Annotated in this window: 22 protein-coding genes and 2 pseudogenes; 15 read left to right on the top strand and 9 right to left on the bottom strand. The window is 50.3% G+C overall.

Features of this window, described 5'->3' with window-relative positions; all coding sequences use genetic code 11:
* The first annotated feature begins 9 nt into the window (after positions 1–9).
* The 3 genes from atpD (at position 10) to F0Q32_RS15710 (ending at position 2,729) form a co-directional block, all read left to right on the top strand.
* Positions 10–1,392 (top strand): F0F1 ATP synthase subunit beta, encoded by a 1,383-nt coding sequence (gene atpD / locus F0Q32_RS15720; protein ID WP_015966596.1) that lies wholly within the window; start codon positions 10–12, stop codon positions 1,390–1,392.
* Positions 1,393–1,412: 20 nt separating this feature from the next.
* Complete coding sequence (locus F0Q32_RS15715) at positions 1,413–1,832, top strand: F0F1 ATP synthase subunit epsilon (RefSeq protein WP_015966597.1); 420 nt, start codon at positions 1,413–1,415, stop codon at positions 1,830–1,832.
* 198 nt (positions 1,833–2,030) lie between these two features.
* Positions 2,031–2,729 (top strand): Bax inhibitor-1 family protein, encoded by a 699-nt coding sequence (locus F0Q32_RS15710; RefSeq protein WP_149463810.1) that lies wholly within the window; start codon positions 2,031–2,033, stop codon positions 2,727–2,729.
* 390 nt (positions 2,730–3,119) lie between these two features.
* Here F0Q32_RS15710 and F0Q32_RS15705 read toward each other — a convergent pair whose 3' ends face one another.
* On the bottom strand, positions 3,120–5,267 hold the full coding sequence (locus tag F0Q32_RS15705; RefSeq protein WP_149463809.1) for a right-handed parallel beta-helix repeat-containing protein: 2,148 nt from the start codon (positions 5,265–5,267) through the stop codon (positions 3,120–3,122).
* 345 nt (positions 5,268–5,612) lie between these two features.
* Here F0Q32_RS15705 and glmU point away from each other — a divergent pair, with 345 nt between their 5' ends.
* The 7 genes from glmU to phoU all read left to right on the top strand — a co-directional run bounded on the left by glmU (position 5,613) and on the right by phoU (position 13,954).
* On the top strand, positions 5,613–6,983 hold the full coding sequence (gene glmU, locus F0Q32_RS15700) for a bifunctional UDP-N-acetylglucosamine diphosphorylase/glucosamine-1-phosphate N-acetyltransferase GlmU (RefSeq protein WP_149463808.1): 1,371 nt from the start codon (positions 5,613–5,615) through the stop codon (positions 6,981–6,983).
* Positions 6,984–7,203: 220 nt separating this feature from the next.
* A complete protein-coding gene (gene glmS / locus F0Q32_RS15695; RefSeq protein WP_149463807.1) occupies positions 7,204–9,033 on the top strand; it encodes a glutamine--fructose-6-phosphate transaminase (isomerizing) in 1,830 nt (609 codons plus the stop codon).
* Positions 9,034–9,331: 298 nt separating this feature from the next.
* Complete coding sequence (pstS, locus tag F0Q32_RS15690) at positions 9,332–10,372, top strand: phosphate ABC transporter substrate-binding protein PstS (protein ID WP_015966602.1); 1,041 nt, start codon at positions 9,332–9,334, stop codon at positions 10,370–10,372.
* A gap of 127 nt (positions 10,373–10,499) precedes the next feature.
* Positions 10,500–11,459 (top strand): phosphate ABC transporter permease PstC, encoded by a 960-nt coding sequence (gene pstC, locus F0Q32_RS15685; protein ID WP_108476249.1) that lies wholly within the window; start codon positions 10,500–10,502, stop codon positions 11,457–11,459.
* Positions 11,459–12,349, top strand: coding sequence for a phosphate ABC transporter permease PstA (pstA, locus tag F0Q32_RS15680; RefSeq protein WP_149463806.1), 891 nt, complete (start codon positions 11,459–11,461; stop codon positions 12,347–12,349). Before pstC ends, pstA begins: the two co-directional genes overlap by 1 nt.
* A gap of 92 nt (positions 12,350–12,441) precedes the next feature.
* The gene (pstB, locus tag F0Q32_RS15675) at positions 12,442–13,215 is read left to right on the top strand and encodes a phosphate ABC transporter ATP-binding protein PstB (protein WP_149463805.1); all 774 of its coding nucleotides are present in this window, start codon (positions 12,442–12,444) and stop codon (positions 13,213–13,215) included.
* 13 nt (positions 13,216–13,228) lie between these two features.
* Positions 13,229–13,954, top strand: coding sequence for a phosphate signaling complex protein PhoU (gene phoU / locus F0Q32_RS15670; protein ID WP_149463804.1), 726 nt, complete (start codon positions 13,229–13,231; stop codon positions 13,952–13,954).
* Between the two features lie 68 nt (positions 13,955–14,022).
* Here phoU and cbrC read toward each other — a convergent pair whose 3' ends face one another.
* Together cbrC and yieH are read right to left on the bottom strand one after the other, a co-directional pair.
* Positions 14,023–14,610 (bottom strand): PF03691 family colicin E2 tolerance protein CbrC, encoded by a 588-nt coding sequence (gene cbrC, locus F0Q32_RS15665; RefSeq protein WP_149463803.1) that lies wholly within the window; start codon positions 14,608–14,610, stop codon positions 14,023–14,025.
* A gap of 149 nt (positions 14,611–14,759) precedes the next feature.
* On the bottom strand, positions 14,760–15,422 hold the full coding sequence (gene yieH, locus F0Q32_RS15660) for a 6-phosphogluconate phosphatase (RefSeq protein ID WP_149463802.1): 663 nt from the start codon (positions 15,420–15,422) through the stop codon (positions 14,760–14,762).
* Between the two features lie 168 nt (positions 15,423–15,590).
* On the opposite strand from yieH, the gene adeP reads away from it, so the two are divergent.
* Positions 15,591–16,928 carry an adenine permease AdeP gene (gene adeP, locus F0Q32_RS15655; protein WP_149463801.1) on the top strand — a complete coding sequence of 446 codons (1,338 nt, stop codon included), beginning with the start codon at positions 15,591–15,593 and terminating at the stop codon, positions 16,926–16,928.
* 55 nt (positions 16,929–16,983) lie between these two features.
* Here the strand turns inward: adeP and F0Q32_RS15650 are convergent, their stop codons facing one another.
* The 4 genes from F0Q32_RS15650 to F0Q32_RS15635 all read right to left on the bottom strand — a co-directional run bounded on the left by F0Q32_RS15650 (position 16,984) and on the right by F0Q32_RS15635 (position 20,621).
* Positions 16,984–17,550 (bottom strand): NADPH-dependent FMN reductase, encoded by a 567-nt coding sequence (locus F0Q32_RS15650; protein ID WP_149463800.1) that lies wholly within the window; start codon positions 17,548–17,550, stop codon positions 16,984–16,986.
* A 38-nt stretch (positions 17,551–17,588) separates the two neighbouring features.
* Positions 17,589–18,338, bottom strand: a complete 750-nt coding sequence (locus tag F0Q32_RS15645; protein WP_149463799.1) for a 4'-phosphopantetheinyl transferase superfamily protein — start codon at positions 18,336–18,338, stop codon at positions 17,589–17,591.
* A gap of 170 nt (positions 18,339–18,508) precedes the next feature.
* On the bottom strand, positions 18,509–19,468 hold the full coding sequence (yidZ, locus tag F0Q32_RS15640) for an HTH-type transcriptional regulator YidZ (RefSeq protein ID WP_149463798.1): 960 nt from the start codon (positions 19,466–19,468) through the stop codon (positions 18,509–18,511).
* Positions 19,437–20,621 carry an MFS transporter gene (locus F0Q32_RS15635; protein WP_149463797.1) on the bottom strand — a complete coding sequence of 395 codons (1,185 nt, stop codon included), beginning with the start codon at positions 20,619–20,621 and terminating at the stop codon, positions 19,437–19,439. The genes yidZ and F0Q32_RS15635 overlap by 32 nt, the downstream gene beginning before the upstream one ends.
* Positions 20,622–20,720: 99 nt before the next feature.
* Between F0Q32_RS15635 and F0Q32_RS26575 the strand changes: the two genes are divergently transcribed.
* Positions 20,721–20,855, top strand: a complete 135-nt coding sequence (locus F0Q32_RS26575; RefSeq protein WP_255475372.1) for a hypothetical protein — start codon at positions 20,721–20,723, stop codon at positions 20,853–20,855.
* Between the two features lie 360 nt (positions 20,856–21,215).
* On the top strand, positions 21,216–22,754 hold the full coding sequence (locus F0Q32_RS15630) for an RNA-directed DNA polymerase (RefSeq protein ID WP_079843153.1): 1,539 nt from the start codon (positions 21,216–21,218) through the stop codon (positions 22,752–22,754).
* Positions 22,755–22,815: 61 nt separating this feature from the next.
* Here the strand turns inward: F0Q32_RS15630 and F0Q32_RS26570 are convergent, their stop codons facing one another.
* Entirely contained in the window at positions 22,816–23,286 is a 471-nt protein-coding gene (locus F0Q32_RS26570; RefSeq protein ID WP_255475371.1) for a hypothetical protein, read from the bottom strand.
* 208 nt (positions 23,287–23,494) lie between these two features.
* On the opposite strand from F0Q32_RS26570, the pseudogene F0Q32_RS26820 reads away from it, so the two are divergent.
* Both F0Q32_RS26820 and F0Q32_RS15615 read left to right on the top strand, forming a co-directional pair.
* A pseudogene (locus tag F0Q32_RS26820) lies at positions 23,495–23,614 on the top strand (ash family protein); the annotation flags it as partial.
* A gap of 83 nt (positions 23,615–23,697) precedes the next feature.
* Positions 23,698–23,901 (top strand): hypothetical protein, encoded by a 204-nt coding sequence (locus tag F0Q32_RS15615; RefSeq protein ID WP_149463796.1) that lies wholly within the window; start codon positions 23,698–23,700, stop codon positions 23,899–23,901.
* A gap of 42 nt (positions 23,902–23,943) precedes the next feature.
* On the opposite strand, the pseudogene F0Q32_RS26565 reads toward F0Q32_RS15615, so the two are convergent.
* Positions 23,944–25,266, bottom strand: a pseudogene (locus F0Q32_RS26565) (P-loop NTPase fold protein).
* Positions 25,267–25,414 lie beyond the last annotated feature (148 nt).

Genomic DNA, 25,414 nt, shown 5'->3' with positions numbered 1-25,414 from the left:
GGATTCAAGATGGCTACTGGAAAAATTGTCCAGGTAATCGGCGCCGTAGTTGACGTCGAATTCCCTCAGGATGCCGTACCGCGCGTGTACGAAGCTCTTGAGGTACAGAATGGTAATGAAGTGCTGGTGCTGGAAGTTCAGCAGCAGCTCGGCGGCGGTATCGTGCGTACCATCGCAATGGGTTCTTCTGACGGCCTGCGCCGTGGTCTGGATGTAAAAGACCTCGAGCACCCGATCGAAGTCCCGGTAGGTAAAGCAACACTGGGTCGTATCATGAACGTACTGGGTCAACCGGTCGACATGAAAGGCGACATCGGTGAAGAAGAGCGTTGGGCTATCCACCGCGCAGCACCGTCCTATGAAGAGCTGTCAAACTCTCAGGAACTGCTGGAAACCGGTATCAAAGTAATCGACCTGATGTGTCCGTTCGCGAAGGGCGGTAAAGTCGGTCTGTTCGGTGGTGCGGGTGTAGGTAAAACCGTAAACATGATGGAGCTTATTCGTAACATCGCGATCGAGCACTCCGGTTACTCTGTGTTTGCGGGCGTAGGTGAACGTACTCGTGAGGGTAACGACTTCTACCACGAAATGACCGAATCCAACGTTATCGATAAAGTATCCCTGGTGTATGGCCAGATGAACGAGCCGCCGGGAAACCGTCTGCGCGTTGCTCTGACCGGCCTGACCATGGCTGAGAAATTCCGTGACGAAGGCCGTGACGTACTGCTGTTCGTCGATAACATCTATCGTTATACCCTGGCCGGTACGGAAGTATCCGCACTGCTGGGCCGTATGCCTTCAGCGGTAGGTTATCAGCCGACCCTGGCGGAAGAGATGGGTGTTCTTCAGGAACGTATCACCTCCACCAAAACCGGTTCTATCACCTCCGTACAGGCGGTATACGTACCTGCGGATGACTTGACTGACCCATCCCCAGCCACCACCTTTGCGCACTTAGACGCAACCGTGGTACTGAGCCGTCAGATCGCGTCTCTGGGTATCTACCCGGCCGTTGACCCGCTGGACTCCACCAGCCGTCAGCTGGACCCGCTGGTTGTTGGTCAGGAACACTACGACACTGCGCGTGGCGTTCAGTCCATCCTGCAGCGTTATCAGGAACTGAAAGACATCATCGCCATCCTGGGTATGGATGAACTGTCTGAAGAAGATAAACTGGTGGTAGCACGCGCACGTAAAATTCAGCGTTTCCTGTCCCAGCCGTTCTTCGTAGCGGAAGTATTCACCGGTTCTCCGGGCAAATACGTTTCCCTGAAAGACACCATCCGTGGCTTTAAAGGCATCATGGACGGCGAATACGATCACCTGCCAGAGCAGGCGTTCTACATGGTCGGTTCCATCGACGAAGCCGTGGAAAAAGCCAAAAAACTTTAACGCCTTAATCGGAGGGTGATATGGCAATGACTTACCACCTGGACGTCGTCAGCGCAGAGCAACAAATGTTCTCTGGTCTGGTCGAGAAAATCCAGGTAACGGGTAGCGAAGGTGAACTGGGTATTTACCCGGGTCACGCCCCGCTGCTCACCGCCATTAAGCCTGGTATGATCCGCATCGTGAAACAGCACGGTCATGAGGAGTTTATCTACCTGTCTGGCGGCATTCTTGAAGTGCAGCCTGGTAGCACGACCGTTCTGGCTGATACCGCCATTCGTGGCCAGGATCTCGACGAAGCGCGAGCCCTGGAAGCGAAACGCAAAGCGGAAGAGCACATCAAGAGCTCTCACGGCGACGTGGATTACGCTCAGGCGTCTGCGGAACTGGCCAAAGCGATCGCGCAGCTGCGCGTTATCGAGCTGACCAAGAAAGCGATGTAACACCGGCTTGAAAAGTCAAAAGCCAGTCTGGTTTCCAGGCTGGCTTTTTTTATGGTTGATACTCTTTATATACAAAATATTTATTAATATTCAAAAAGTTATCCAATTACGCTAACGCTAATTGTCTCCCTCTTTACGCAGTGTTATTTTGTTCGGAATGTAACTATTACAGCCGTAACTATATGAGGGATCATTAGCATGTCATTTAAACCGTTATTTGAAGGGCCGCAATCTGCTCGTCAGACTGACCGCGCCACGTTTATCCGTCAAACCTACATTCACCTTGCCGTTTCGGTGCTGGGCTTTATTTTGCTGAGTGCGGTATTTATGAATCAGGGCGTGGGCAAGATGATGCTGGCAAAACTGGCGGCGGGCGGCCGGTATGGCTGGCTGGTGGTACTGGGGGCATTTATGCTGGTGAGCATGCTGGCAACGCGTATGGCCGATAACGTGGAGTCCAATAATACTCAGCAGATTGGCCTTGGGATCTACGTGCTCGCCGAAGCGTTAATCTTCGCGCCGTTGCTCACCATGGCCAGATACATCAATCCGGATATCATCCCATCCGCTGCGATTACCACGTTGCTGCTGGTGTGTGGCCTGACTTTTACCGCGTTCACCACGCGTAAAGACTTCTCTTTTATGCGCTCTTTTTTGAATATGGCGGGCTTTATCGCGTTGGGGGCGATTGTGGCAAGCGTGCTGCTCGGGTTCTCGCTCGGGATTTGGTTTAGCGCCGCGATGGTGCTGCTGTGTGCTGGATTTATTCTGTACGATACCTCTAACATCATTCATCACTATCCAACTAACCGCCCCGCTGGCGCGGCGCTGCATCTGTTCGCGTCGATCGCCACGATGTTCTGGTATGTCCTGCGTCTGTTTATGTCGCGTAACTGAGATTGTGCGGTAAATCTTGCTTAGCAGGTTTTACCGTGCTGTTTCAATTTGACTGAAACTGAAAAGCGGTTTTGATATTTTGTGATGAACATCACAAAAAATGTTGATCGATTAAAAAATGAGGCGTAGACTTCTTTTTGTGAGTTGAGTCACAAAATTATTATCCTACAAAGGTGCCATCATGAAACTGATCAACAAAATCATCGCTCTTTTCAGCTCTATGAATATCTCTTTCGGTACTATCAACCACTAAGGTTGCATGGCTGAAAGCCTCGTTTGCTGTGTTTCGTTTTGCGCTGTACCGCTAACTAAAACCACAACACATGCGGTGTGAACGAGAACCAAACGAAGAAGGTCGCCTGATGGCGACCTTTTTGTTTATGAGCGGCATTAGTTTTTCGTTAGAAAATCCCCGGTCTTAAAGCTGCCATCCGCGTTACGCTCCAGCGGTTGTGGCAGGTCCAGCGAGAGATACTCCTTGCTGTTTATGCTTTTCCCATCAGCAATAAAGATGTTACTGGCATCAATATTCCCCACCACCGCGTCATCATATTTTCCGGGTGTCGTCCGCAGCGACAGGTTATCACTGAAGATACCCTGCGTTGACGCATCGCCGTAAGGGCTCGGGCGGAAAATGTAGTTGAAACGCTGATTGTCGACGGCAACGTTGTTCACCACCACTAGCTTACCCGGGTTAAAGTTATCGGTGAAACCATCAAGGTGGTTGCCAATGGCAATACTGTTGCGGATCTCATGCGCGACGGGCTGTCCTTCTCCACCTAACTTAAAGCCGTTACTGGTGTTGTTACGGGCGATGGAGTTCTCAATGACCACCACCCCATTGGCACCGTCTTCGATTTTGTTGAACAGATCGTAGCCGTCATCAATGTTGTCGTGTGAATAACATCCTTCCAGCCGGTTGCCTTCCCCCACGCGCATCTTCACCGCAAAGCCGTCGGCATTGATCTTGCCGGGATCTTCATTGCTAAACGATTCCGAATTCACGACCCGGTTGTAGCTGGCCCACAGTGGGCGACCCAGTTTATCCGGCGAGGAGATCTGAATCCCGGTATCGTCGTTATGATAGGCCACAACGTTCTCGATAAGATTATGGCTGCCCTGAATACGCAAACTCTTATCAGTAATATCGATACCGTTGAGATGCCAGTAGTTGGCGTCCAGCAACATACCGTGGATCACCGCTTTGCCGTTAGCCGTCAGCGTTTTTGGCTTATCCTTCAGGCCGCTGACGCTGAGGGGAATATCCGTTTTCGGGTAGCTTCCCGCAGCAAGAATAATTGTTCCGCCTGGCGGCAGCAGACTTATGGCCGTATTGAGATCCAACGGCGATGCTTGCGTACCTTTTCCCTCTGCTTTTCCATCAGGAGAAACATGCAACGTGTTGCCCGTGATGGTCGTGACGAGCTGCACGTCCATGCTCTGGGTTACCGGCTTGCCATTTACAGGCGTCCAGCTAATCTGGAAATTATTGTTCTCCTGAAGCTGAGTGGGCAGGGTAAACATCTCGCCGGCCTTCACCGCTTTATCAAGCCCGATCACCACTTCGTTGTGACGCACGGTAAAGTTTCCGTCACCGTTGGCGCGTGCCTGGAGGATGTAATCCTTGCTCAGACTCTTCTCTGCGGAAGCAATCTGCACCACCGGCGGCCAGCTTTTCGCCACAAAAGGCGCGGATGCCACGGTTTGCGCTGGAGACGTGGTGAGTGACGCATCGCGAACGGTGATTTTGGCATTGCGCGAGGCAAAGAATCCGACATAGTAATGTTGCTTATCCTGCACTGAAATAAGATCGGCTCGCGGCAGTTTTTCGCTGACCCACTCTTCGCTGCCCGCAGGCGCCCAGGCAGTAATGAAGCCTTCGTTGGTACGCTCAAGCTTCAGGCGGAAGGTCGGCGTCTTTTGCAGATCAACTTCTTCTTTGTAGCTCACCTTATTTATCGTTGACCCGGCATTACCCCACGGTTGTGTGATGCCTTCTCGCGCGATGGCCTGTAGCTTCACACGGTGAGCATCTTTTTTGTCCTGCGTCATGATGGCATTCATCACCATGTTGGCCGCAGCCGGGAACTCCTCGTAGCCCTCTTTCAGCGGCTCCTGACGCGGAGTGCCAATTACATCGCGTACCAGTAAACCCGCACCCTCCTGTGCCGCCGGTTTGGCGCCGTTTTCCGGGCCAAACTGATCGACGGTCACCGTGGCTTGCAGCATAAAGTTTTCATCTGCAGGGAGTTGGGTGTAGAAGAACGTCAGGCCATCATGCGAGTTAGCAATCTTTCCGCCACGGCTCTCAAGGGTAATCGGTTTGCTCAAATCCGCCGTGCTGTCCGGGCTGAGCGTTTTTCCCTCAATGGTGACGTTATTCACGCCAACCTTTTCCGGCAGGACGTTAGAGGAGAAATTGACATCGGTCGATTGCCCAAAGGCGACCGCTTTCCAGAGTGGTGTGTCTGCGGCCATTGCTGGTAGGGTGATAGCAGCGCTGCACAGAGTTAAAGCCAGAGGTAATTTGTTTTTCATATTATGTTCCTGAATGGTTTTCCGCTGCGATTATCACCAAAATGAAATACTGTTTCTTTTTCGTGTATCACAAAACTGCTCAAATAAAACACTGTTTTATTTCTATGCGATCTTTATTCAGGTGGCAAAAGAAGAGTCTAAGCAGTGGCATAGCGCGTAATTCGGCGTTCTGGCTAAACTTTTACAAGACAAAACGTTTTATGATGGTCGAAAATGGGCTCAGAAAGGCGCGTAACAACAGACGGTTGACCGTTTTAACAGCAGACCATTTCATGATGAAAAATATGTAGAAATTTCAAGGTGAAATGGGGTTTACTTCCTACTTAATTTACAGACAGGATGCATATGTCTAACAGTACAATGAGCGTCGTGATCCTTGCCGCTGGCAAAGGCACCCGCATGTATTCCGAACTTCCAAAAGTGCTGCACACCCTGGCAGGAAAGCCAATGGTGCAACACGTCATTGATGCTGCCAATAAATTAGGCGCAGCACAGGTTCATCTGGTGTATGGCCATGGCGGCGAGCTGCTCAAAAAGACACTCACCGACGGCAATCTGAACTGGGTGCTTCAGGCTGAACAACTGGGTACGGGCCATGCCATGCAGCAGGCCGCGCCGTTCTTTGCCGATGATGAAGACATCATGATGCTGTATGGCGATGTACCGCTGATTTCCATCGAGACGCTGCAACGCCTGCGCGATGCGAAACCGCAGGGCGGCATTGGCCTGCTGACCGTCAAGCTCGACGATCCTACTGGCTATGGCCGCATCACCCGTGAAAATGGCAAGGTGACCGGCATTGTTGAGCATAAAGATGCCAGCGATGAACAGCGTCAGATTCAGGAAATTAACACCGGCATTCTGATTGCCAGCGGCGCGGATATGAAACGCTGGTTGGCGAAGCTGAATAACAACAATGCGCAGGGCGAGTTCTATATCACCGACATCATCGCAATGGCTTATCAGGAAGGGCGTGAAATTGCCGCCGTGCATCCTGATCGCTTGAGCGAAGTTGAAGGCGTCAACAACCGTCTGCAACTCTCTCGCCTCGAACGTGTTTACCAGTCTGAGCAGGCCGAAAAGCTGCTGCTGGCTGGCGTAATGCTGCGCGACCCGGCGCGTTTTGATCTTCGTGGCACCCTGGTTCATGGGCGCGATGTAGAAATTGACGCTAACGTTATTCTGGAAGGCGACGTTACGCTTGGCAACCGCGTGAAAATCGGAGCGGGCTGCGTGATTAAAAACGCGGTGATTGGCGACGATTGCGAAATCAGCCCGTACAGCGTGGTGGAAGATGCGCGTCTTGACGCTGCCTGCACCATCGGCCCGTTCGCTCGTCTGCGTCCTGGCGCGGAACTGCTGGAAGGCGCGCACGTCGGCAACTTCGTTGAAATGAAAAAAGCGCGTCTGGGTAAAGGCTCGAAAGCCGGTCATCTGACCTACCTGGGCGATGCAGAAATTGGCGACAACGTAAATATCGGCGCGGGTACTATCACCTGTAACTACGATGGCGCGAATAAATTCAAAACCATCATCGGCAACGATGTGTTTGTCGGTTCCGACACGCAGCTGGTGGCGCCGGTTACCGTCGGCAATGGCGTTACTATCGCCGCAGGCACTACCGTAACGCGCAATGTTGCTGATAACGAACTGGTTTTAAGCCGTGTGCCGCAGGTCCATAAACAGGGCTGGCAGCGTCCGGTGAAGAAGAAGTAAGTTTCGTGGCGGGCTTGCCCGCCAACAAATTTGTAGGCCTGATAAGGCGAAGCCGCCATCAGGCAGACAGGGGATGAGGAGATAACATAATCTCCCGCCCAAAATGCAGTACTCAAAATAATAACCCCACTCTCTACAAAGGCTCGGGGCGCCCGAAAATACGGGCATACAGGTTGACCGACAACGACTGGCATATCGCCAAAATCGGAATTAAAAAACTATGTGTGGAATTGTAGGCGCAGTCGCGCAACGTGATGTAGCTGAGATCCTTCTCGAAGGTTTACGTCGTCTGGAATACCGTGGTTACGACTCCGCGGGGCTGGCGGTTGTTGATGAAAAGGGCAATATGACCCGTCTGCGTCGTCTGGGTAAAGTCCAGATGCTCTCTCAGGCGGCGGAAGAACACCCGCTTCACGGTGGCACCGGTATTGCTCACACCCGTTGGGCAACGCATGGCGAACCATCAGAAACCAACGCGCATCCGCATGTTTCTGAACACATTGTGGTGGTGCATAACGGCATCATCGAAAACCACGAACCGCTGCGCGAAATGTTGCAGGGCCGTGGCTATACCTTCGTGTCCGAAACGGATACCGAAGTGATCGCGCATCTGGTGCATTGGGAAATGGAGCAGGGCGGCACGCTGCGTGAAGCTGTGCTGCGTGCTATCCCGCAACTGCGTGGCGCATACGGCACCGTGATTATGGATACCCGTAACCCGGAAACCCTGTTGGCCGCGCGTTCGGGTAGCCCGCTGGTTATCGGCCTCGGCATGGGCGAAAACTTTATCGCCTCTGACCAGCTGGCGCTGCTGCCGGTTACTCGTCGTTTTATCTTCCTCGAAGAGGGCGATATTGCGGAAGTGACCCGCCGTTCTGTAACCGTGTTCGACAAATCTGGCGCAGAAGTAAAACGTCAGGATATCGAATCCAATCTTCAGTATGACGCTGGCGATAAAGGTATTTATCGCCACTACATGCAGAAAGAAATTTACGAGCAGCCGAACGCCATCAAAAACACCCTGACCGGCCGCATCAGCCACGGCCAGGTAGATTTAAGCGAACTGGGCCCCAACGCCGACGAATTGCTGTCTAAAGTGGAGCACATCCAGATTATCGCCTGTGGCACCTCCTATAACTCCGGGATGGTTTCTCGCTACTGGTTTGAATCGCTGGCGGGCGTACCGTGCGACGTGGAAATCGCGTCTGAATTCCGCTATCGCAAATCCGCAGTGCGTCGCAACAGCCTGATGATCACCCTGTCGCAGTCTGGTGAAACGGCAGATACCCTCGCGGGCCTGCGTCTGTCGAAAGAGCTGGGTTACCTGGGGTCTCTGGCTATTTGTAACGTGCCGGGCTCTTCGCTGGTACGTGAATCCGACCTGTCGATGATGACCAATGCCGGCACAGAAATCGGGGTAGCATCCACCAAAGCCTTCACCACGCAGTTAACGGTTCTGTTAATGCTGGTGGCGAAACTGGCAAGCCTGAAAGGTCTGGATGCATCCATCGAGCACGATATCGTTCACGGCCTGCAGGCCTTGCCGAGCCGTATCGAGCAGATGCTGTCGCAGGACAAACGTATTGAAGCGCTGGCAGAAGATTTCTCTGACAAGCATCACGCACTGTTCCTCGGCCGTGGCGATCAGTACCCGATCGCCCTGGAAGGCGCGCTGAAGCTGAAAGAGATCTCCTACATTCACGCGGAAGCTTACGCCGCAGGCGAGCTGAAACACGGCCCGCTGGCGCTGATTGACGCGGATATGCCGGTTATCGTCGTTGCGCCGAACAACGAACTGCTGGAAAAACTGAAATCCAACATTGAAGAAGTTCGCGCACGCGGCGGCCAGCTGTATGTCTTCGCCGACCAGGATGCCGCTTTCACCAACAGCGACAACATGCACATCATCGAGATGCCGCACGTTGAAGAGGTGATTGCGCCAATCTTCTACACCGTGCCGCTGCAACTGCTGGCGTACCACGTGGCGCTGATCAAAGGCACTGACGTTGACCAGCCTCGCAACCTGGCAAAATCGGTTACCGTAGAGTAATCACACAGGCTCCACCTCCGGGTGGAGCTTTTTTTGCGCCATTCCCCGCCTGAGATTTATGACAATCTGTCATTTTCAGCTACTGTTTCTGATGTCATAAAAAGAAAATATTGCTGAAATCTGCAATTTGCGAAAATTGATAACTAATTGAATATTATTCTTTTTATATCCTTATTTGCGGTAAGCTCTTCCTTGTCATAAAACTGTCATATTCCATACATATAACTGTCACCTGTTTGTCCTATTTTGCTCATCGTAGCCACTAAACAATGCTTTATGAATCCTTCCAGGAGACATTATGAAAGTTATGCGTACCACCGTCGCAACTGTTGTCGCCGCGACCTTATCGATGAGTGCTTTCTCTGCGTTTGCTGCAGCAAGCCTGACGGGTGCGGGTGCAACCTTCCCTGCGCCGGTGTATGCCAAATGGGCTGACACCTACCAGAAAGAGACCGGTAATAAGGTGAACTATCAGGGTATTGGTTCTTCTGGCGGCGTAAAACAAATTACCGCTAACACCGTGGATTTCGGCGCATCTGATGCCCCGCTGTCTGACGAAAAACTGGCGCAGGAAGGCCTGTTCCAGTTCCCGACCGTCATCGGCGGTGTGGTTCTGGCTGTAAACATTCCGGGTCTGAAATCTGGCGAACTGGTGCTGGATGGTAAAACTCTGGGTGACATCTACCTGGGTAAAATCAAGAAGTGGGATGACGAAGCCATCACCAAACTGAACCCAGGTGTGAAACTGCCTTCGCAGAATATCGCCGTCGTGCGTCGTGCGGATGGCTCTGGTACCTCCTTCGTCTTCACCAGCTACCTGGCGAAAGTGAACGAAGAGTGGAAATCCAAAGTCGGAGCGGGCTCTACCGTAAACTGGCCGACCGGCCTCGGCGGTAAAGGCAACGACGGTATCGCGGCGTTCGTACAGCGTCTGCCGGGTGCGATTGGTTATGTCGAATACGCTTATGCGAAACAGAATAACCTGGCCTACACCAAAATTGTTTCTGCCGACGGTAAGCCGGTAAGCCCGACCGAAGAGAGCTTCTCTAACGCCGCCAAAGGCGTTGACTGGAGCAAATCCTTCGCCCAGGACCTGACCAACCAGAAAGGTGACGATGTGTGGCCGATTACCTCCACCACCTTCATCCTGGTGCACAAAGAGCAGAAAAAACCGGAGCAGGGCGTAGAAGTGCTGAAGTTCTTCGACTGGGCTTACAAAAACGGCGCGAAACAAGCTAACGACCTGGATTACGCGTCACTGCCGGACAGCGTGGTTGAGCAGGTTCGTGCCGCATGGAAGACCAGCGTGAAAGACAGCAGCGGTAAAGCGCTGTACTAACAGGATATTTTGACGAAAATGGCGGGTAGCGCTGCGCTTGCCCGCCCTACGGTTCACACTGTAGGCCCGATAAGCGTTTGCGCCATCGGGCAACTTCGTAAAACGCGTTTAACGGAAAGAGTGATTTATGGCTGCAACCAAGCCTGCTTTTAACCCACCGGGTAAAAAGGGTGACATGATCTTCAGCGCGCTGGTAAAACTGGCTGCGCTGATTGTGCTATTGATGTTGGGCGGCATTATCGTGTCCCTGATCATCTCCTCCTGGCCGAGCATCGAAAAATTCGGCTTCTCATTCCTGTGGACCAAAGAGTGGGATGCGCCGAATGATATTTACGGTGCGCTGGTTCCCATCTACGGCACCCTCGTCACCTCGATTATCGCGCTGCTGATCGCCGTTCCGGTGAGTTTCGGCATCGCGCTGTTCCTGACGGAACTGGCTCCCAACTGGCTGCGTCGCCCGTTGGGTATCGCTATTGAACTGCTGGCGGCGATCCCGAGTATCGTTTACGGCATGTGGGGCCTGTTTATCTTTGCCCCGCTTTTTGCGACCTATTTCCAGGAGCCGGTTGGCAACGTTCTCTCCAACATCCCGTTTGTTGGCGCGCTGTTCTCCGGTCCGGCCTTTGGGATCGGGATTCTGGCGGCTGGCGTGATCCTCGCCATCATGATCATCCCGTACATTGCGGCGGTCATGCGCGATGTGTTTGAACAAACGCCGGTAATGATGAAAGAGTCGGCCTACGGCATCGGCTGCACTACCTGGGAAGTTATCTGGCGCATCGTCCTTCCGTTCACCAAAAACGGCGTCATCGGCGGCATCATGCTGGGGCTGGGTCGTGCGCTCGGTGAAACCATGGCGGTGACCTTTATTATCGGTAACACCTACCAACTCGACAGCGCCTCGCTGTACATGCCGGGCAACAGTATTACCTCGGCGCTGGCGAATGAATTCGCTGAAGCGGAATCTGGCCTGCACGTCGCGGCGCTGATGGAACTGGGCCTGATCCTGTTTGTGATTACCTTTATCGTACTGGCGGCATCTAAATTCATGGTGATGCGCCTGGCGAAAAACGAGGGGGCGCGTTAATGGCTACGCTCGAAATGCAAAACACGGCGGCCCTGGCGGAATCTCGCCGCAAAATGCAGGCGCGTCGCCGTCTGAAGAACCGTATCGCGCTGACGCTTTCGATGGCGACGATGGCGTTCGGTCTGTTCTGGCTGGTGTGGATTTTGATGTCCACCGTAACGCGCGGTATCGACGGGATGTCGCTGGCGCTGTTCACCGAAATGACGCCGCCGCCGAACACGGCGGGCGGTGGTCTGGCGAATGCCCTGGCGGGGAGCGGGTTGTTAATCCTGTGGGCGACCGTTTTTGGTACGCCGCTCGGCATCATGGCGGGCATCTACCTGGCAGAATATGGCCGTAAATCCTGGCTGGCGGAAGTCATTCGTTTTATCAACGATATCCTGCTTTCTGCACCGTCGATTGTGGTCGGTCTGTTTGTTTACACCATCGTGGTGGCGCAGATGCAGCACTTCTCCGGCTGGGCCGGGGTGATCGCGCTGGCGCTGTTACAGGTGCCAATCGTCATTCGTACCACGGAAAATATGCTCAAACTGGTGCCGGACAGCCTGCGTGAAGCGGCTTATGCGCTGGGTACGCCGAAGTGGAAGATGATCTCGGCGATTACGCTGAAGGCGTCCGTGTCGGGGATCATGACCGGTATTCTGCTGGCGATTGCCCGTATCGCGGGTGAGACCGCGCCGCTGCTGTTTACCGCGCTCTCGAACCAGTTCTGGAGCACCGACATGATGCAGCCGATCGCTAACCTGCCGGTCACCATCTTTAAATTTGCGATGAGCCCGTTTGCTGAGTGGCAGCAACTGGCCTGGGCTGGGGTGCTGATTATTACCCTGTGCGTACTGCTACTGAACATTCTGGCGCGCGTAGTTTTCGCGAAGAAGAAACACGGTTAACACTTTGCCGGATGGCGGCGTGAACGCCTTATCCGGCCTACGGTAAGCCTGATAAGCGAAGCGCTATCAGGCACGATGAGGAAGAGATTGAGATGAGTATGGTCAATACTGCCCCGGGTAAAATTCAGGTTCGTGATTTGAACTTCTACTACGGCAAATTCCATGCCCTGAAGAACATCAACCTGGATATCGCGAAAAACCAGGTGACGGCGTTTATCGGGCCGTCCGGCTGCGGGAAATCCACACTGCTGCGTACCTTCAATAAAATGTTCGCGCTCTACCCGGATCAGCGTGCGGAAGGGGAAATTCTGCTCGATGGCGATAACATCCTGACCAACACTCAGGATATCGCCCTGCTGCGTGCGAAAGTGGGTATGGTGTTCCAGAAGCCAACGCCGTTCCCGATGTCGATTTACGACAATATCGCCTTTGGCGTGCGCCTGTTTGAAAAGCTCTCGCGCACTGATATGGACGAGCGCGTGCAGTGGGCGTTGACCAAGGCCGCATTATGGAACGAAACCAAAGATAAACGGCATCAGAGCGGGTACTCTCTTTCTGGTGGTCAGCAGCAGCGTCTGTGCATCGCACGCGGTATCGCTATTCGCCCGGAAGTGCTGTTACTTGATGAACCTTGCTCCGCGCTGGACCCGATCTCCACCGGGCGTATTGAAGAGCTGATCACCGAACTGAAGCAGGATTACACCGTGGTGATTGTAACCCACAACATGCAGCAGGCTGCGCGTTGCTCGGATCACACGGCGTTTATGTACCTGGGCGAGCTGATTGAGTTCAGCGACACGGATGCACTGTTTACCCGCCCGGCGAAGAAACAGACTGAAGATTACATTACTGGCCGCTACGGTTGATTTGGAGTTAACCATGGACAACCTCAATCTTAATAAACACATTTCCGGCCAGTTCAATGCTGAGCTGGAAAGCATCCGCACCCAGGTGATGACCATGGGCGGCATGGTCGAACAGCAGCTCTCCGACGCCATTACCGCGATGCACAACCAGGACAGCGAACTGGCCAAACGCGTGGTGGAAGGTGACAAACAGGTCAACATGATGGAAGTCGCCATCGATGAAGCCTGTGTGCGCATTATCGCCAAACGCCAGCCGACGGCGAGCGACCTGCGTCTGGTGATGGCTATTATCAAAACTATCGCCGAGCTGGAACGTATTGGTGATGTTGCCGATAAAATCTGCCGCACCGCGCTGGAGAAGTTTTCTTCTCAGCACCAGCCGCTGCTGGTGAGCCTGGAATCGCTGGGCCGCCACACGGTGCAGATGCTGCATGACGTGCTGGACGCGTTTGCGCGTATGGATCTCGACGAAGCGGTGCGTATCTACCGCGAAGATAAGAAAGTCGACCAGGAATATGAAGGCATCGTGCGTCAGCTGATGACGTATATGATGGAAGATCCGCGAACTATCCCGAGCGTGTTAACGGCGCTGTTCTGCGCGCGCTCTATCGAGCGTATTGGTGACCGCTGCCAGAATATCTGCGAATACATCTTCTACTTCGTGAAAGGACAGGATTTCCGTCACGTGGGCGGCGATGAGCTTGATAAACTGCTGGCGGGGAAAGATCCGAAAGAGTAACGCTGAGCGTGCGTTGCATTTGACACTTTGCCCGATAATACACCTCTATCGGGCAAAAACGCTTTCACTCAGGATAAATCGGCCCATAGCCTCAATTTACCGCAGTGTAGACAACGGAACAGATAACCCTGGCAATCACCGTCATTGTGCAGGCATTTGGCCAGATCTGCGAAATTCACCCCAAAATTCTCGCAATCTTCTTCAATATTGGCAAATTCATCGAGACGATCTTTTATCTCATCCCAGCCAACGTAGCCGATAAATGCACAGAAATCGCCACAATGGGCTAGCCAGTATTCTTGCTGCCATCCATGATAACCTGGGGTGCGTTCAACCAACTCTTTCAGCATTTCATCAGGATAAGGAATTGTGACGCCTGTAAACTCGCCTTCTTCATCATACTGTGATTCAACACCGTCGATGCTGGCATCATCCTGAAAACAACCTGCAAACTTTTCTGCCGCAGCACCATTGGCAATGCACCAGGGGCAAAGGTATTCCATTTCGGCAGCACAATAAAATGGACCAGAGTAATAAACTGACGTCTCTTGTTTACAGCAATCGCACTCTACGGTTTTGTCCTGCTTAAGTGCGCCAGTTTCCAGCGGTTTTGGATGATATTTGAAGATAGGTAACGGTCTGATAGGTAGGGGCATAGAAACATCCTGTCTGCTATAGAGAGATTAGAAGATAAAGCATCCCGCTTAACTTTAAGAGTCTGTTTTCAGACATTGGCCCTGGCAAACTCCCTTCGCTTAAACAATTTTCACCAAATTATGTAGAGCAGCGAAGGGAGTATGACGTGTTACGCTATATCCCACCCGCGGGCCTTCCAGAGTGCCGGTAGCTGTGCCAAATCGGTAAACGTCGTCACTTTCGGATGGTTAATCGGCTTGTTATGCGGGTCGGCGCAGAAGTAGAACACCTCCATTCCCGCATCTATTCCCGACTGCGCGCCCGCAGAAGAGTCATCCACCAGGATGCAGTTCTCAACGTTGACGTTCATCGCCTTTGCCGCGTGGAACATCAGCGCCGGGTCCGGCTTCCAGCGCTGGATGTCGTAGCCGCTGAACAGTTTTTCCGGGAAATGGTGCAACATCTGAAGCTTGCCCAATGAGTGCTGCATTTTGCTGACCGGGCCGTTAGAGACCACGCACATCGGCACTTTCAAGGCATTCAGCAGCGTATCTGCCCCGGCGATAATCTCAAGTTCCGAGTCGAACAGGCGTGCGACCTCAGCGCGATAAACCGGTTCCAGATCTGCGCGGGCGAGATTCACCCCGTGCTCTGCGTTAATGATGTCGATGATCTCGTAGAGTTTCACGCCTTTGAAGCGTTTAAAGATCTCTTCCAGATCAAGCGTAATGCCAAACTCTTTGAACATTTGGACATACGCGCGAGAACAAATCACTTCGCTGTCGACCAGCGTGCCGTCACAGTCGAAAAATACTGCTTCAATCCCGGACATATCATTCCCTTAATAACAAGTTTAACGTTTTCGTACTGCTGAATTGAGAGACGCAATCGTTGCCGTATAAGCAAAACAGATGAAAAAAAGTATCTCGCAACCGCGCCTATTGTCGCATTTTGGTATAGGATAGCGACGAATTTTCCTTCCTTTCTGCGGAAATAGATGATGAGCCAACAACAAACTACCCAGACCTCCGGTCAGGGTATGCTGGAACGCGTGTTCAAACTGCGCGAACACGGCACAACGGCACGTACTGAAGTGATTGCCGGTTTCACCACTTTCCTGACGATGGTCTACATCGTTTTTGTAAACCCACAAATTCTTGGCGTGGCGGGCATGGACACCAGCGCGGTGTTTGTCACCACCTGCCTGATTGCTGCGCTGGGCAGCATCCTGATGGGCGTTTTCGCGAACCTGCCGGTGGCACTGGCCCCCGCGATGGGTCTGAACGCTTTCTTTGCCTTTGTCGTGGTTCAGGCAATGGGCCTGCCGTGGCAGGTTGGCATGGGCGCAATCTTCTGGGGCGCAATCGGCCTGCTGTTGCTGACTATCTTCCGCGTGCGTTACTGGATGATTGCCAATATCCCGGTTAGTCTGCGCGTGGGCATCACCAGCGGTATCGGCCTGTTCATCGGTATGATGGGCCTGAAAAACGCGGGTGTCATCGTGGCGAACTCCGAAACGTTGGTGGCGATTGGCAACCTGACGTCTCACAGCGTCCTGCTGGGTGTGCTGGGCTTCTTCATCATCGCCATTCTGGCCTCGCGTAACATTCATGCTGCCGTACTGGTCTCCATCGTGGTTACCACGCTGCTGGGCTGGATGCTGGGCGACGTGCATTACAACGGTATCGTTTCTGCGCCGCCAAGCGTCATGACGGTTGTCGGTCATGTTGACCTGGCGGGGTCGTTTAACCTGGGCCTGGCGGGCGTGATTTTCTCCTTCATGCTGGTGAACCTGTTCGACTCCTCCGGTACGCTGATTGGCGTAACTGATAAAGCTGGCCTGACTGACGAAAAAGGTAAATTCCCGCGCATGAAACAAGCGCTGTATGTGGATAGCGTTTCGTCCGTCGCCGGCTCCTTTATAGGTACCTCTTCCGTTACCGCGTACATCGAATCCTCTTCCGGTGTTTCCGTCGGTGGCCGTACCGGCCTGACAGCGGTCGTTGTGGGTCTGTTATTCCTGCTGGTAATCTTCCTTTCTCCGCTGGCCGGAATGGTTCCAGGCTATGCGGCTGCGGGTGCGTTGATTTACGTTGGCGTGCTGATGACCTCAAGCCTCGCGCGCGTGAAATGGGAAGACCTGACCGAATCCGTTCCGGCGTTCATTACCGCCGTGATGATGCCGTTCAGCTTCTCAATTACTGAAGGTATTGCGCTGGGTTTCATCTCTTACTGCGTGATGAAAATCGGTACCGGTCGTTTCCGCGACCTCAGCCCATGCGTGATTATCGTCGCGCTGCTGTTTGTGCTGAAGATCGTATTTATCGACGGGCATTAATGCCTTCACCGTAACCCTCTCCCTGTGGGAGAGGGCCGGGGTGAGGGGAAATTTTTTACGCCTTAACCCGCGAAATATACTCGCCAAACGCGGTCAACTGACCGGTCAAATGATCCAGCGTGCCCTGCTCAATCACTTCACCCAACTGCGGGTCAACCTTGTTCTGAATCACGCCACCCATAAACTCCGGCTTGTTCATCACCATCGCATCCAGGAAGACCAGAATCTGACGCAGGTGATACTGGCAGCGTGCGCCGCCAATCGCGCCCATAGAGCTGGTCTGAATCAGCACCGGCTTACCGGCCAGTGGCTGTTCCGGCAGGCGTGACAGCCAGTCGATGGCGTTTTTCAGGCCACCCGGCACCGAGTAGTTATATTCCGGCGTCACAATCACCACGCCATCTGCCTGACGAATCTGCTCCGCCAGCGCTAATACGCTTTGCGGAAAACCATCTTCCTGCTGAACGTCGGCGTCATACAGCGGGATATCGCCAATCGACGGCAGCGGAGAAACGTCCATTCCCGCCGGCGCAATTTTCGGCAGGGTGCGCGCAACCATACCGTTAAATGAACCTTTGCGCAGGCTTCCCAGTAACGTAACAACTTTCAACGCTTCGGACATGATTACTCCTGTTTATCCACTGGCCAACGACGGCCAGGCTAATTGAGTATAAGAGCCTTATCAGCCGACAGGCTGGTGAATCGCATCAGACGGGCATCTTCGGCATTCGCGCGTGTCTGTGCGTCGGGCAGGCTCTGCCAGCCGTACTTACCGTCATATTGCCAGATTTTGAGCTTCTCGATGGCGGGCGTCGCGGCGAGCGACCAGACCAGCACATCCTCCGCATCGCTCAGCGCTTCCAGCTGCGCCAGACGAGCCGATCGCAAACGCCCCGAGCCCGGTAATAACTGGAGCAGTTCAGGCTTATCTTCATGGATTTCACCGGTGAGTTTCAGAATACTGTGGCGCAGAGTCAGCAACTGAACTTGCGCTTCATTTGCGTCATTTTGATTTTTAATCCATAGCTTCTCGTTGCTGGTGAAGCCGTCACTTTCCGGATTCTGGGCACGGGAAAGTGAATAGGCAGAGCGCTGTAATTCAATATCGAGCCCGCATTGTCCTTCGGTAGTCAAGGCGACGCCGACAATGTTTCCGGCGTAGGCCAGCGAAAAATCGGGAAGGTTGGGGTCACGAAAAACCGGCCGGCCATCAGGTTGATTGATGATTTCTGGCAATTCGCTGATGCCGTAGAGCATGAACACCAGTTCGGCGAGCAGGGCGCGTGACGCCAGAAATCGTGTTCGTCGGTGTGATGGTAACTCGCGGGCCGCATTATGACAGGCTGTTGATAGCCTGACCGAGAGCATATGCCCGTCGTTCAGTATCCCTCTTGCAAAATGTATCGCCATTTTTCGCTCCGTGATTAATGGTCCGTTAATAAATTCCACCCTTATATTATCGGTGAAACGTATACGTTTTAATGCGGAAGCGCAGACATTGAAAGGGTCAGGACAGGACTTTTACAATTCCTTAGCCGTAACAGTTAAAGATCTCGCAAAAATGACATAAATAAGCAGGATCATTTAATATTCCGGTATAACGATTTGATGGTCTCCTTAAGCCAAACGATTTTGGGGTTATGGCTATTACGCTTGTGCCACAGAAGCGTAAAAGGCACCATCAACTTTTCTCGTTGACTCTCATCAAAGGGTAACGGGCGGGCAACCAATGGTAGATGATGCTGCTGATTGTAGTGCTGACAGTAGAGCGGCGCGGTAGCGATCAGCGAATGATCCGGTTGGGCGGCCATAAACAGCGATTGTTCAAACCCCGGCAGGCTCAGGGCAATAGTGCGTTCGCGTCCCAGTTCCTGTAACACGTTATCCAGCGCCCAGGTGTCGCTCTGTTCCCAGCAGATGCTAATGTGTGGATAACGCAGGAAGGTCTCCAGATTCCACTCTTCGCGCAGCGCCGGATGATCCTCGCGCAACCAGACCCAGGGAAGATCGGTAAACAGCACCTCGAAGTCGATAGACAGGGGCAGGGCGCTAAGCAGCTCTCGTGAGCGCGGGTGGGTTTCGCGACCGGTAAATCTGATATCGACCTCGCCACGCGTGATGGCATCCAGCGAGTCATAATCCCAGTTACGCACTTTTATCGATGCCTGCGGGTAACGCTGATAAATCTGCTGTGACAGCGCATTAAATTTCAGCATCATCAGCGGCGACTCCGCTGCCAGCTCAAATTTCAGCCCTTCCGGCGTCTCGTTATGTGGCTTATCAAGGATTTGCTTACCCATCTGCATCCAGTCCGCCAGGTCCTGCTCAATGCTCACCATCAGCGGCGTCGGCGTCAGCCCTAAAGGCGTGTTGATAAACAGCGGGTCGTCAAACCAGGCGCGCAGCTTGGCCAAAGACTTACTGACCGCCGACGGCGTCACACTCATTCGCTTCGCCGCTTTGGTCACGCTACGCTCCTGCGCCAGCAGTTGCAGGCATAACAGCAGGTTAAGATCGAGGCTGGTGATGGATTTCTTCATGGCGATGCGCGGTCCTGTTGGGCGTGACGGCGATAATCAGCAATAGACTCAGTATGCTACAGGCAATCAGAATCCCGATCAGCATATTCAGCGCATTGAGGCCGAGCACCGCCGCTAGCCAAATCCACAGTGACGACCCACAGACCTGAGCAATTCCCAGCACCGAACTGGCGACGCCCGCGCGCAGGGCGAACGGGCCGAGAGCCTGGCTCATCGCCACGCCAAAGCCGACCGAGAACCCTGCGCAAATCAGCGTAATGCCAAACAGCGTAACAGCATGGGTTGGCGCAAGGATGAGCACCACGCCCGCCGCCAGAAACAGGCACTGCGAGGCCATCATCAGCGTGCGCGGCTTGAAGATGCTCAGCGCAAACGGCGTTGAGAACGAGACTGCCATGCTAACGCCCGCCGTTAATGCCATGGTGGTGGCATACTCGCCGCGCGCAAAGCCCATCATCTCCATCAACAGTACCGGTGACGTATTCACAAAGGTGAGGATCACCGAGACGCTGAGCGTGGTGATGACCAGGCGGCTGAGGAAAAATCGGTCGAGCAGGGATTCGGCGGCTGGCGCAGAATGGGTGGTGGCATTTTGTAGTTTATCGGGCCGCGTCTCTTTCAGCACCAGCAGTGAGAGCAGGAACACCACTACGCCCATGGTTAACATGGTCCAGAACAGGCTCTGCCAGGGATAACTGAGCATAATCAGATGTCCCATCACGGGCGCCAGTACGGGCACAATACAGGTGATACCGTTCAGTAGCGACAGTACCTTTGCCCGTCGCTGGTCATCCAGGGTATCGCGCAGAATCGCAAAGGCGACGACGTAGCAGTTCCCGGCACCGAACCCCTGCACGAAACGCCCCAGCAGAAACAGTGAGCTCTCCTGCGCCAGCGCACACAGCGCGGAGGCCAGCACAAACACCACCGCGCCAAACAGCGCGACAGGCCGACGCCCTGAGCGATCGGCGACGCGTCCGGCAAACAGCATCGCGGTTGCCATTCCAGCCAGATAAACCGAGAAGGCAATATGCAGCTGCGCCTCGCTGGCGTTGAGATCGGTGGCAATACGCGGTAAACCCACCAGATACATATCGATACCCGCGGGATAAAGCAAAACAAGGGCGAAACTACACAGGAGATAACGGGCCATAGCGTCCTCACAATAAGCGTGGCGCTCAGGATACGGGGAGGGAGATTAGCTGGCGAGTTGCCATTTGGACAAGTGTGATTTCCTGTGGGGAAAACTCACATGGCGGGCAGTGGTGCTAAACGCCCGGTGGCGCTACGCTTGCCGGGCCTACAGGGGTTGTGGCCGAAAACACGGCACGGCCCCGTAGGCCGGATAAGGCGCAGCCGCCATCCGGCGATGGGCGCGAAAGTCTGACAAAAAGACGATACAGAAGCTGGAAAGTCGTGCTAACTCGTTAATCTATCAGCGATACATTGCCTTGAAAACTTGGCTATGGGCACATTCAAGGACACAAAAGCAGGATACTGCTTTGTTTTATGCGGTGCGTATAAAACAGCAAGAGACGACACCACGTTGGAAACTACTTCGGGTAGTTTTTAAGCACTTCATGTGAATATGAAATTAGTGATGCTGGGGGAAATGTCGTTGATACTTTTAAACTTTAGAGAGGTTACTCACAGAATAATCAAAAAAAAACGACATGTCTGGATCTCAAATTAAGCATGAGTATCATTAAGTTATCTCTGGAGGCTAATCGATAATAGTGAAAAACAAATGACAGTAAATAAAATATCTCTTGAATGGGCTATTGATTTTGTCAACCATCACTCTGATGGTGATCTTTTCCCTAAAAGCATAGAAATAGAGTCTATTGTGAATAACAAAGACGACTTTACGTCAATGATTGCTAACCATAACCTTAATGATTTTTTGCCTGGAAGTTGTAGGCGATTCATTGTGCCAAAAGATGAAGTGTCATATAGACAGGCAACTCAATTAGATCCACAAGATTCAATAATCCTTTCTGCATTAGTTTATGAATATGGAAATGAGATTGAAAAGTTAAGATTGTCAGATGACGTAGTGTTTAGTTATAGGTTTAGCCCTAATATTAATGATGGGTTGTATAGCAATAAAAAAGGATGGAATGATTTTTGGACAAAGGCTGAAGTTCTAGCAAGAAGTTCAACGCATATTTTATATTGCGATATAGCTGATTTCTACAATCAAATCTATCATCACACCGTTGAAAACCAGTTAATCTCTGCTGGGTGGCCAAATCAAGCCATTAAGTGGTTAATATCGCTATTGGAATCGACCACAGCTGGAGTTTCACGAGGTGTTCCTGTAGGCCCACATCCAATTCATCTTATAGCTGAGGCCACATTAATACCAGTTGATAATAGCCTAAATAGTGCAGGTTATAAATTCATTCGATATGCAGATGATATATTGATTTTCTGTAAGTCAGAGAAGAAAGCAAAATTCGCCTTATCAAATTTGGCAACTATTTTAGATCGGCAGCAAAGATTAACATTACAGCGGCACAAGACAAAAATATTAAAACCTGTTGAATTTTTCTCTATCTGTAGAGAGATGATTGAAGATCGCCCTATAAATAATCATGAAGCAAGTTTACTGAGTATAATCAAGAAATACTCTGGTGGTAATCCATATAAGACTATTTCATATGCAGAAATTTCTACAGATGATTGGTCTTTAATATCAAATATTGCTATAGAGGAAATAGTTAATGAATATATTAATTCTACGCCTGTTGATTATATAAGGTTACGCTGGTTTTATCGCCGGATTGCCCAGATTGGGCATCCTGGAGCGATAAATGTGTCTTTAGAAAATTTAGAGAAACTAGAACCATGTTTTGCTAATATATGTTTTTACTTAGGTTCAATACAAACAATAGCGCCAAAAGAATGGAAGAAGATTGGTACGAAACTTCTGAAGCTGTATAAACTACCAGAGGTGCAATCAAATGAATATTTCAGATTGCTAATTCTTAGTGTTTTTAGTAAGAATAGTTATATAAACCACTTCTCAAAATTACGTGAGCTTTATCAGAAATCTGACCCGTTCATTAGGAGAGAGATAATATTGGCAGCTAAGACCAATAGAGCATATGATTGGGTGAGGGAATTGAAAGAGCATTATCCCTCGATGGACCCATGGCAGCAAAGAGCAATGATATATGCTGTTTCAGGACTTGCAAAAGATGAGAAGAAGTACTTTCTCCAGCGAGTTACGGTGAAAAGGCCTTTTGAGATAGCTTTGTCTAAATGGTCAAAAAATATTTGATTCTATATCTCAACAGGCATGGTGTATGGCTGTTGAGATGCTTTTTATAGCTGATTTTATATTATTTTTCTATTCGTATCAGTCCTTTATCCCTTAGGCATTCAAGAACAATTAAACTATGCCTAAGTAATAATGCACTCCTTGCAGGGTCAAACCAAGTTCCATTAAATTTTCCCCCATGAAATAGATTGTTTCTAACACGCCCTATATGGCCAAATAAGGCTTGGACATTAATTTCATTATTATTGACATCTTTCCATACTATAACTCCATTTACAACCACTTGTGCTTTAGGTGGATTTTTTAAAATATAATCAGCAGATGCACTACTTTCGCCTAGTAAATCCATGAAATTTTTCCCTACAACTTTATTTGCATAACTATCCCAATCAACGATAATTTTATTTCTAATGGTTTGGAAAAAATTTTCTTTTTTCAAAAAATATTCATATTGAGCAAATAGTTTGAAGAATTTAAATGCAAAACTATCTAATTCAGCATCAGTGATGTCATTTTCTTTTAATTCTTCCATTATGGTCTCCGGAATCGTATGCGTATAATTTATTATCAGTGATTTTTCTGAGACGATTATATAGAGAATCAACAGTTAATATCTATAGTTTTTCTATTGATATTTCTTTATAGTGCAAGTGTTGCGGTAAAACCGCAACCGGAATTGGCGTTCCGAATTATCACGAGTGTCGGTAGCGATGTTTGCAGTGCTACTGGCGCGGCCTGCGCTCGCCCCTTCAATGGTGGCTCAGGCAGGGGCTTCGAAAGAAGCGCCGGGTCGTGATAACCGGTACGCCAACCCTGTCTGGGTCACCACCAGTGAGCCTGGCGTCTCCGGTGGTGGCGTTAACCTGCTTATCACGAAGCGGAGCGCTGCGTATGTGTCCTGTCCCTGAGTTTCCCATTGCACCAGCCTCCGCCGGAGGTATCTATGAAAATCACCGTAGAACAACCCTCAGCCAGAGAACTAGTCGATCGCTCGCGAGTCCTGGTGCATGTGATGCTCGAGCATCCTGACGATATCGGCCCGAATTATGCGTTGCTTCTCATCCTCGCCGATCAGCTACAACTGTTAAGGGATGCTTTTGAAGAGGATGAGGTCAGACGTCTTAGAGATGAAAAATTTCCAGTATAAACACGGCCCACAACATCCTTGAAGGGTGTTGTGGGACCTTCATCATTTAAGTTGTAATTTATTTATTGTTTCACAAAATATTTGATAAACGTTACTTACAGGACTTCCTGATATACTTGCCATTCTTCCAAGCCAATTTCCTTTAATTTCATCATTTACCTCTGGATGTAATATTTTTATTTCACGAGTATCTTTAAGTATATTAAAGAGTGCTATAATTATATTAGGGGTTTCATCTAAATTACGTTGAAGATTAAATTTATTTAAATTAAATAGTCCAAGTGTGGAACCAATATCGTAACTGCCATTAGCGATATTAATGGCTAAGTTTGTATTAAAGCAAAATATGTAAACAGCAATCAATTTAGCTAGCGCTTTACCATAAAGAATATTTCCAATTTGATTATTATCGATACGTTGTATTATCTTAATGTATCTAATGAATTTTTCAGTGTCACGCAATGATAAACGATTGCATTCGACTAAATAATTCATGTCTCTTATGAAATTTCTAATTATTTCTGTGAGATGGTTGTTCTCAGATGTTAATATTTTCCAATATATATGTGATGCCAGTATGTTTGAATCTTGTTCTGTCTTTGCTCTTTCTGGTAACTGATAGGTAAATTTAATGAATTTATCTAAATATTTTCTTGCATCTACACTTTTGCCATAAATGTGATTTATTGAAGCTACAAGTTGTTGAGTGTTTGTAACGAGTATGAAGTTAACATTAGGTACATCAAATATATGTTTTATACATTCAAGGATAGATACAGCGAAACTTGGTTTGCAGCGATCTAGTTCATCAATAAAAATATTTAAGTTTTCATCACTACTAATTGATATTAGTGCGTCTTTTAGCGTCTATATGTTCTTTTGTGATTCAATGTGATCGGTTAAAATCTTTTCTACAGTATTATCGATCGCTGTATTGCTAATTTCACTAATTGCACCTTGAAAATCCTCTGCAAGTTTATCTGCTTCTTGTTTTAGTACCCATGAAATTCCAGCTTTCATTGTTGTTTTAACTGCAAATTTTATATCCGGGATGGATTGCTTAATAAAATCCTTCCTCCTGTTATTTTCATCTGGAATTAATGATGCTATTGCTGATAGTATTGTTAATAATGGCGCGTCAGCATGATCTTCAGCAAACGCATTAATATAAACCACTTTTTTGTTATTGTGCTGCATTGAGTTTATGATTTTATGACAAAACTCTGTTTTACCCGTCCCCCACATCCCGTCGATAATCATAGGCGATATATCAATGTCTGAATCTAATAGTTTTATTAGATTTTCGGCAATTGGTTTTCGATTGAATTCATCACGATATTCAAAAGTTATTTCAGTGTTTTCCATTTTTAGCTCTCAAAAGCTATTAGTGTATACTTCTGATATCTAAAGACCTAAAAACTTATCTTCAAAAAATTAATAAGTGTGATAACTGAAATATTCATTCATTTGGTGAATTAGTTGTGGTTGATTCCCCCACCTACTTTTTCCTGGC

The organism is Pseudocitrobacter sp. 73 (genome assembly GCF_008369545.1).
GTDB classification, from domain to species: Bacteria; Pseudomonadota; Gammaproteobacteria; order Enterobacterales; family Enterobacteriaceae; genus Pseudocitrobacter; species Pseudocitrobacter vendiensis.
The sequence above is the reverse complement of the archived record's forward strand: the minus strand, read 5'-3'. Positions and strand labels throughout refer to the sequence as shown.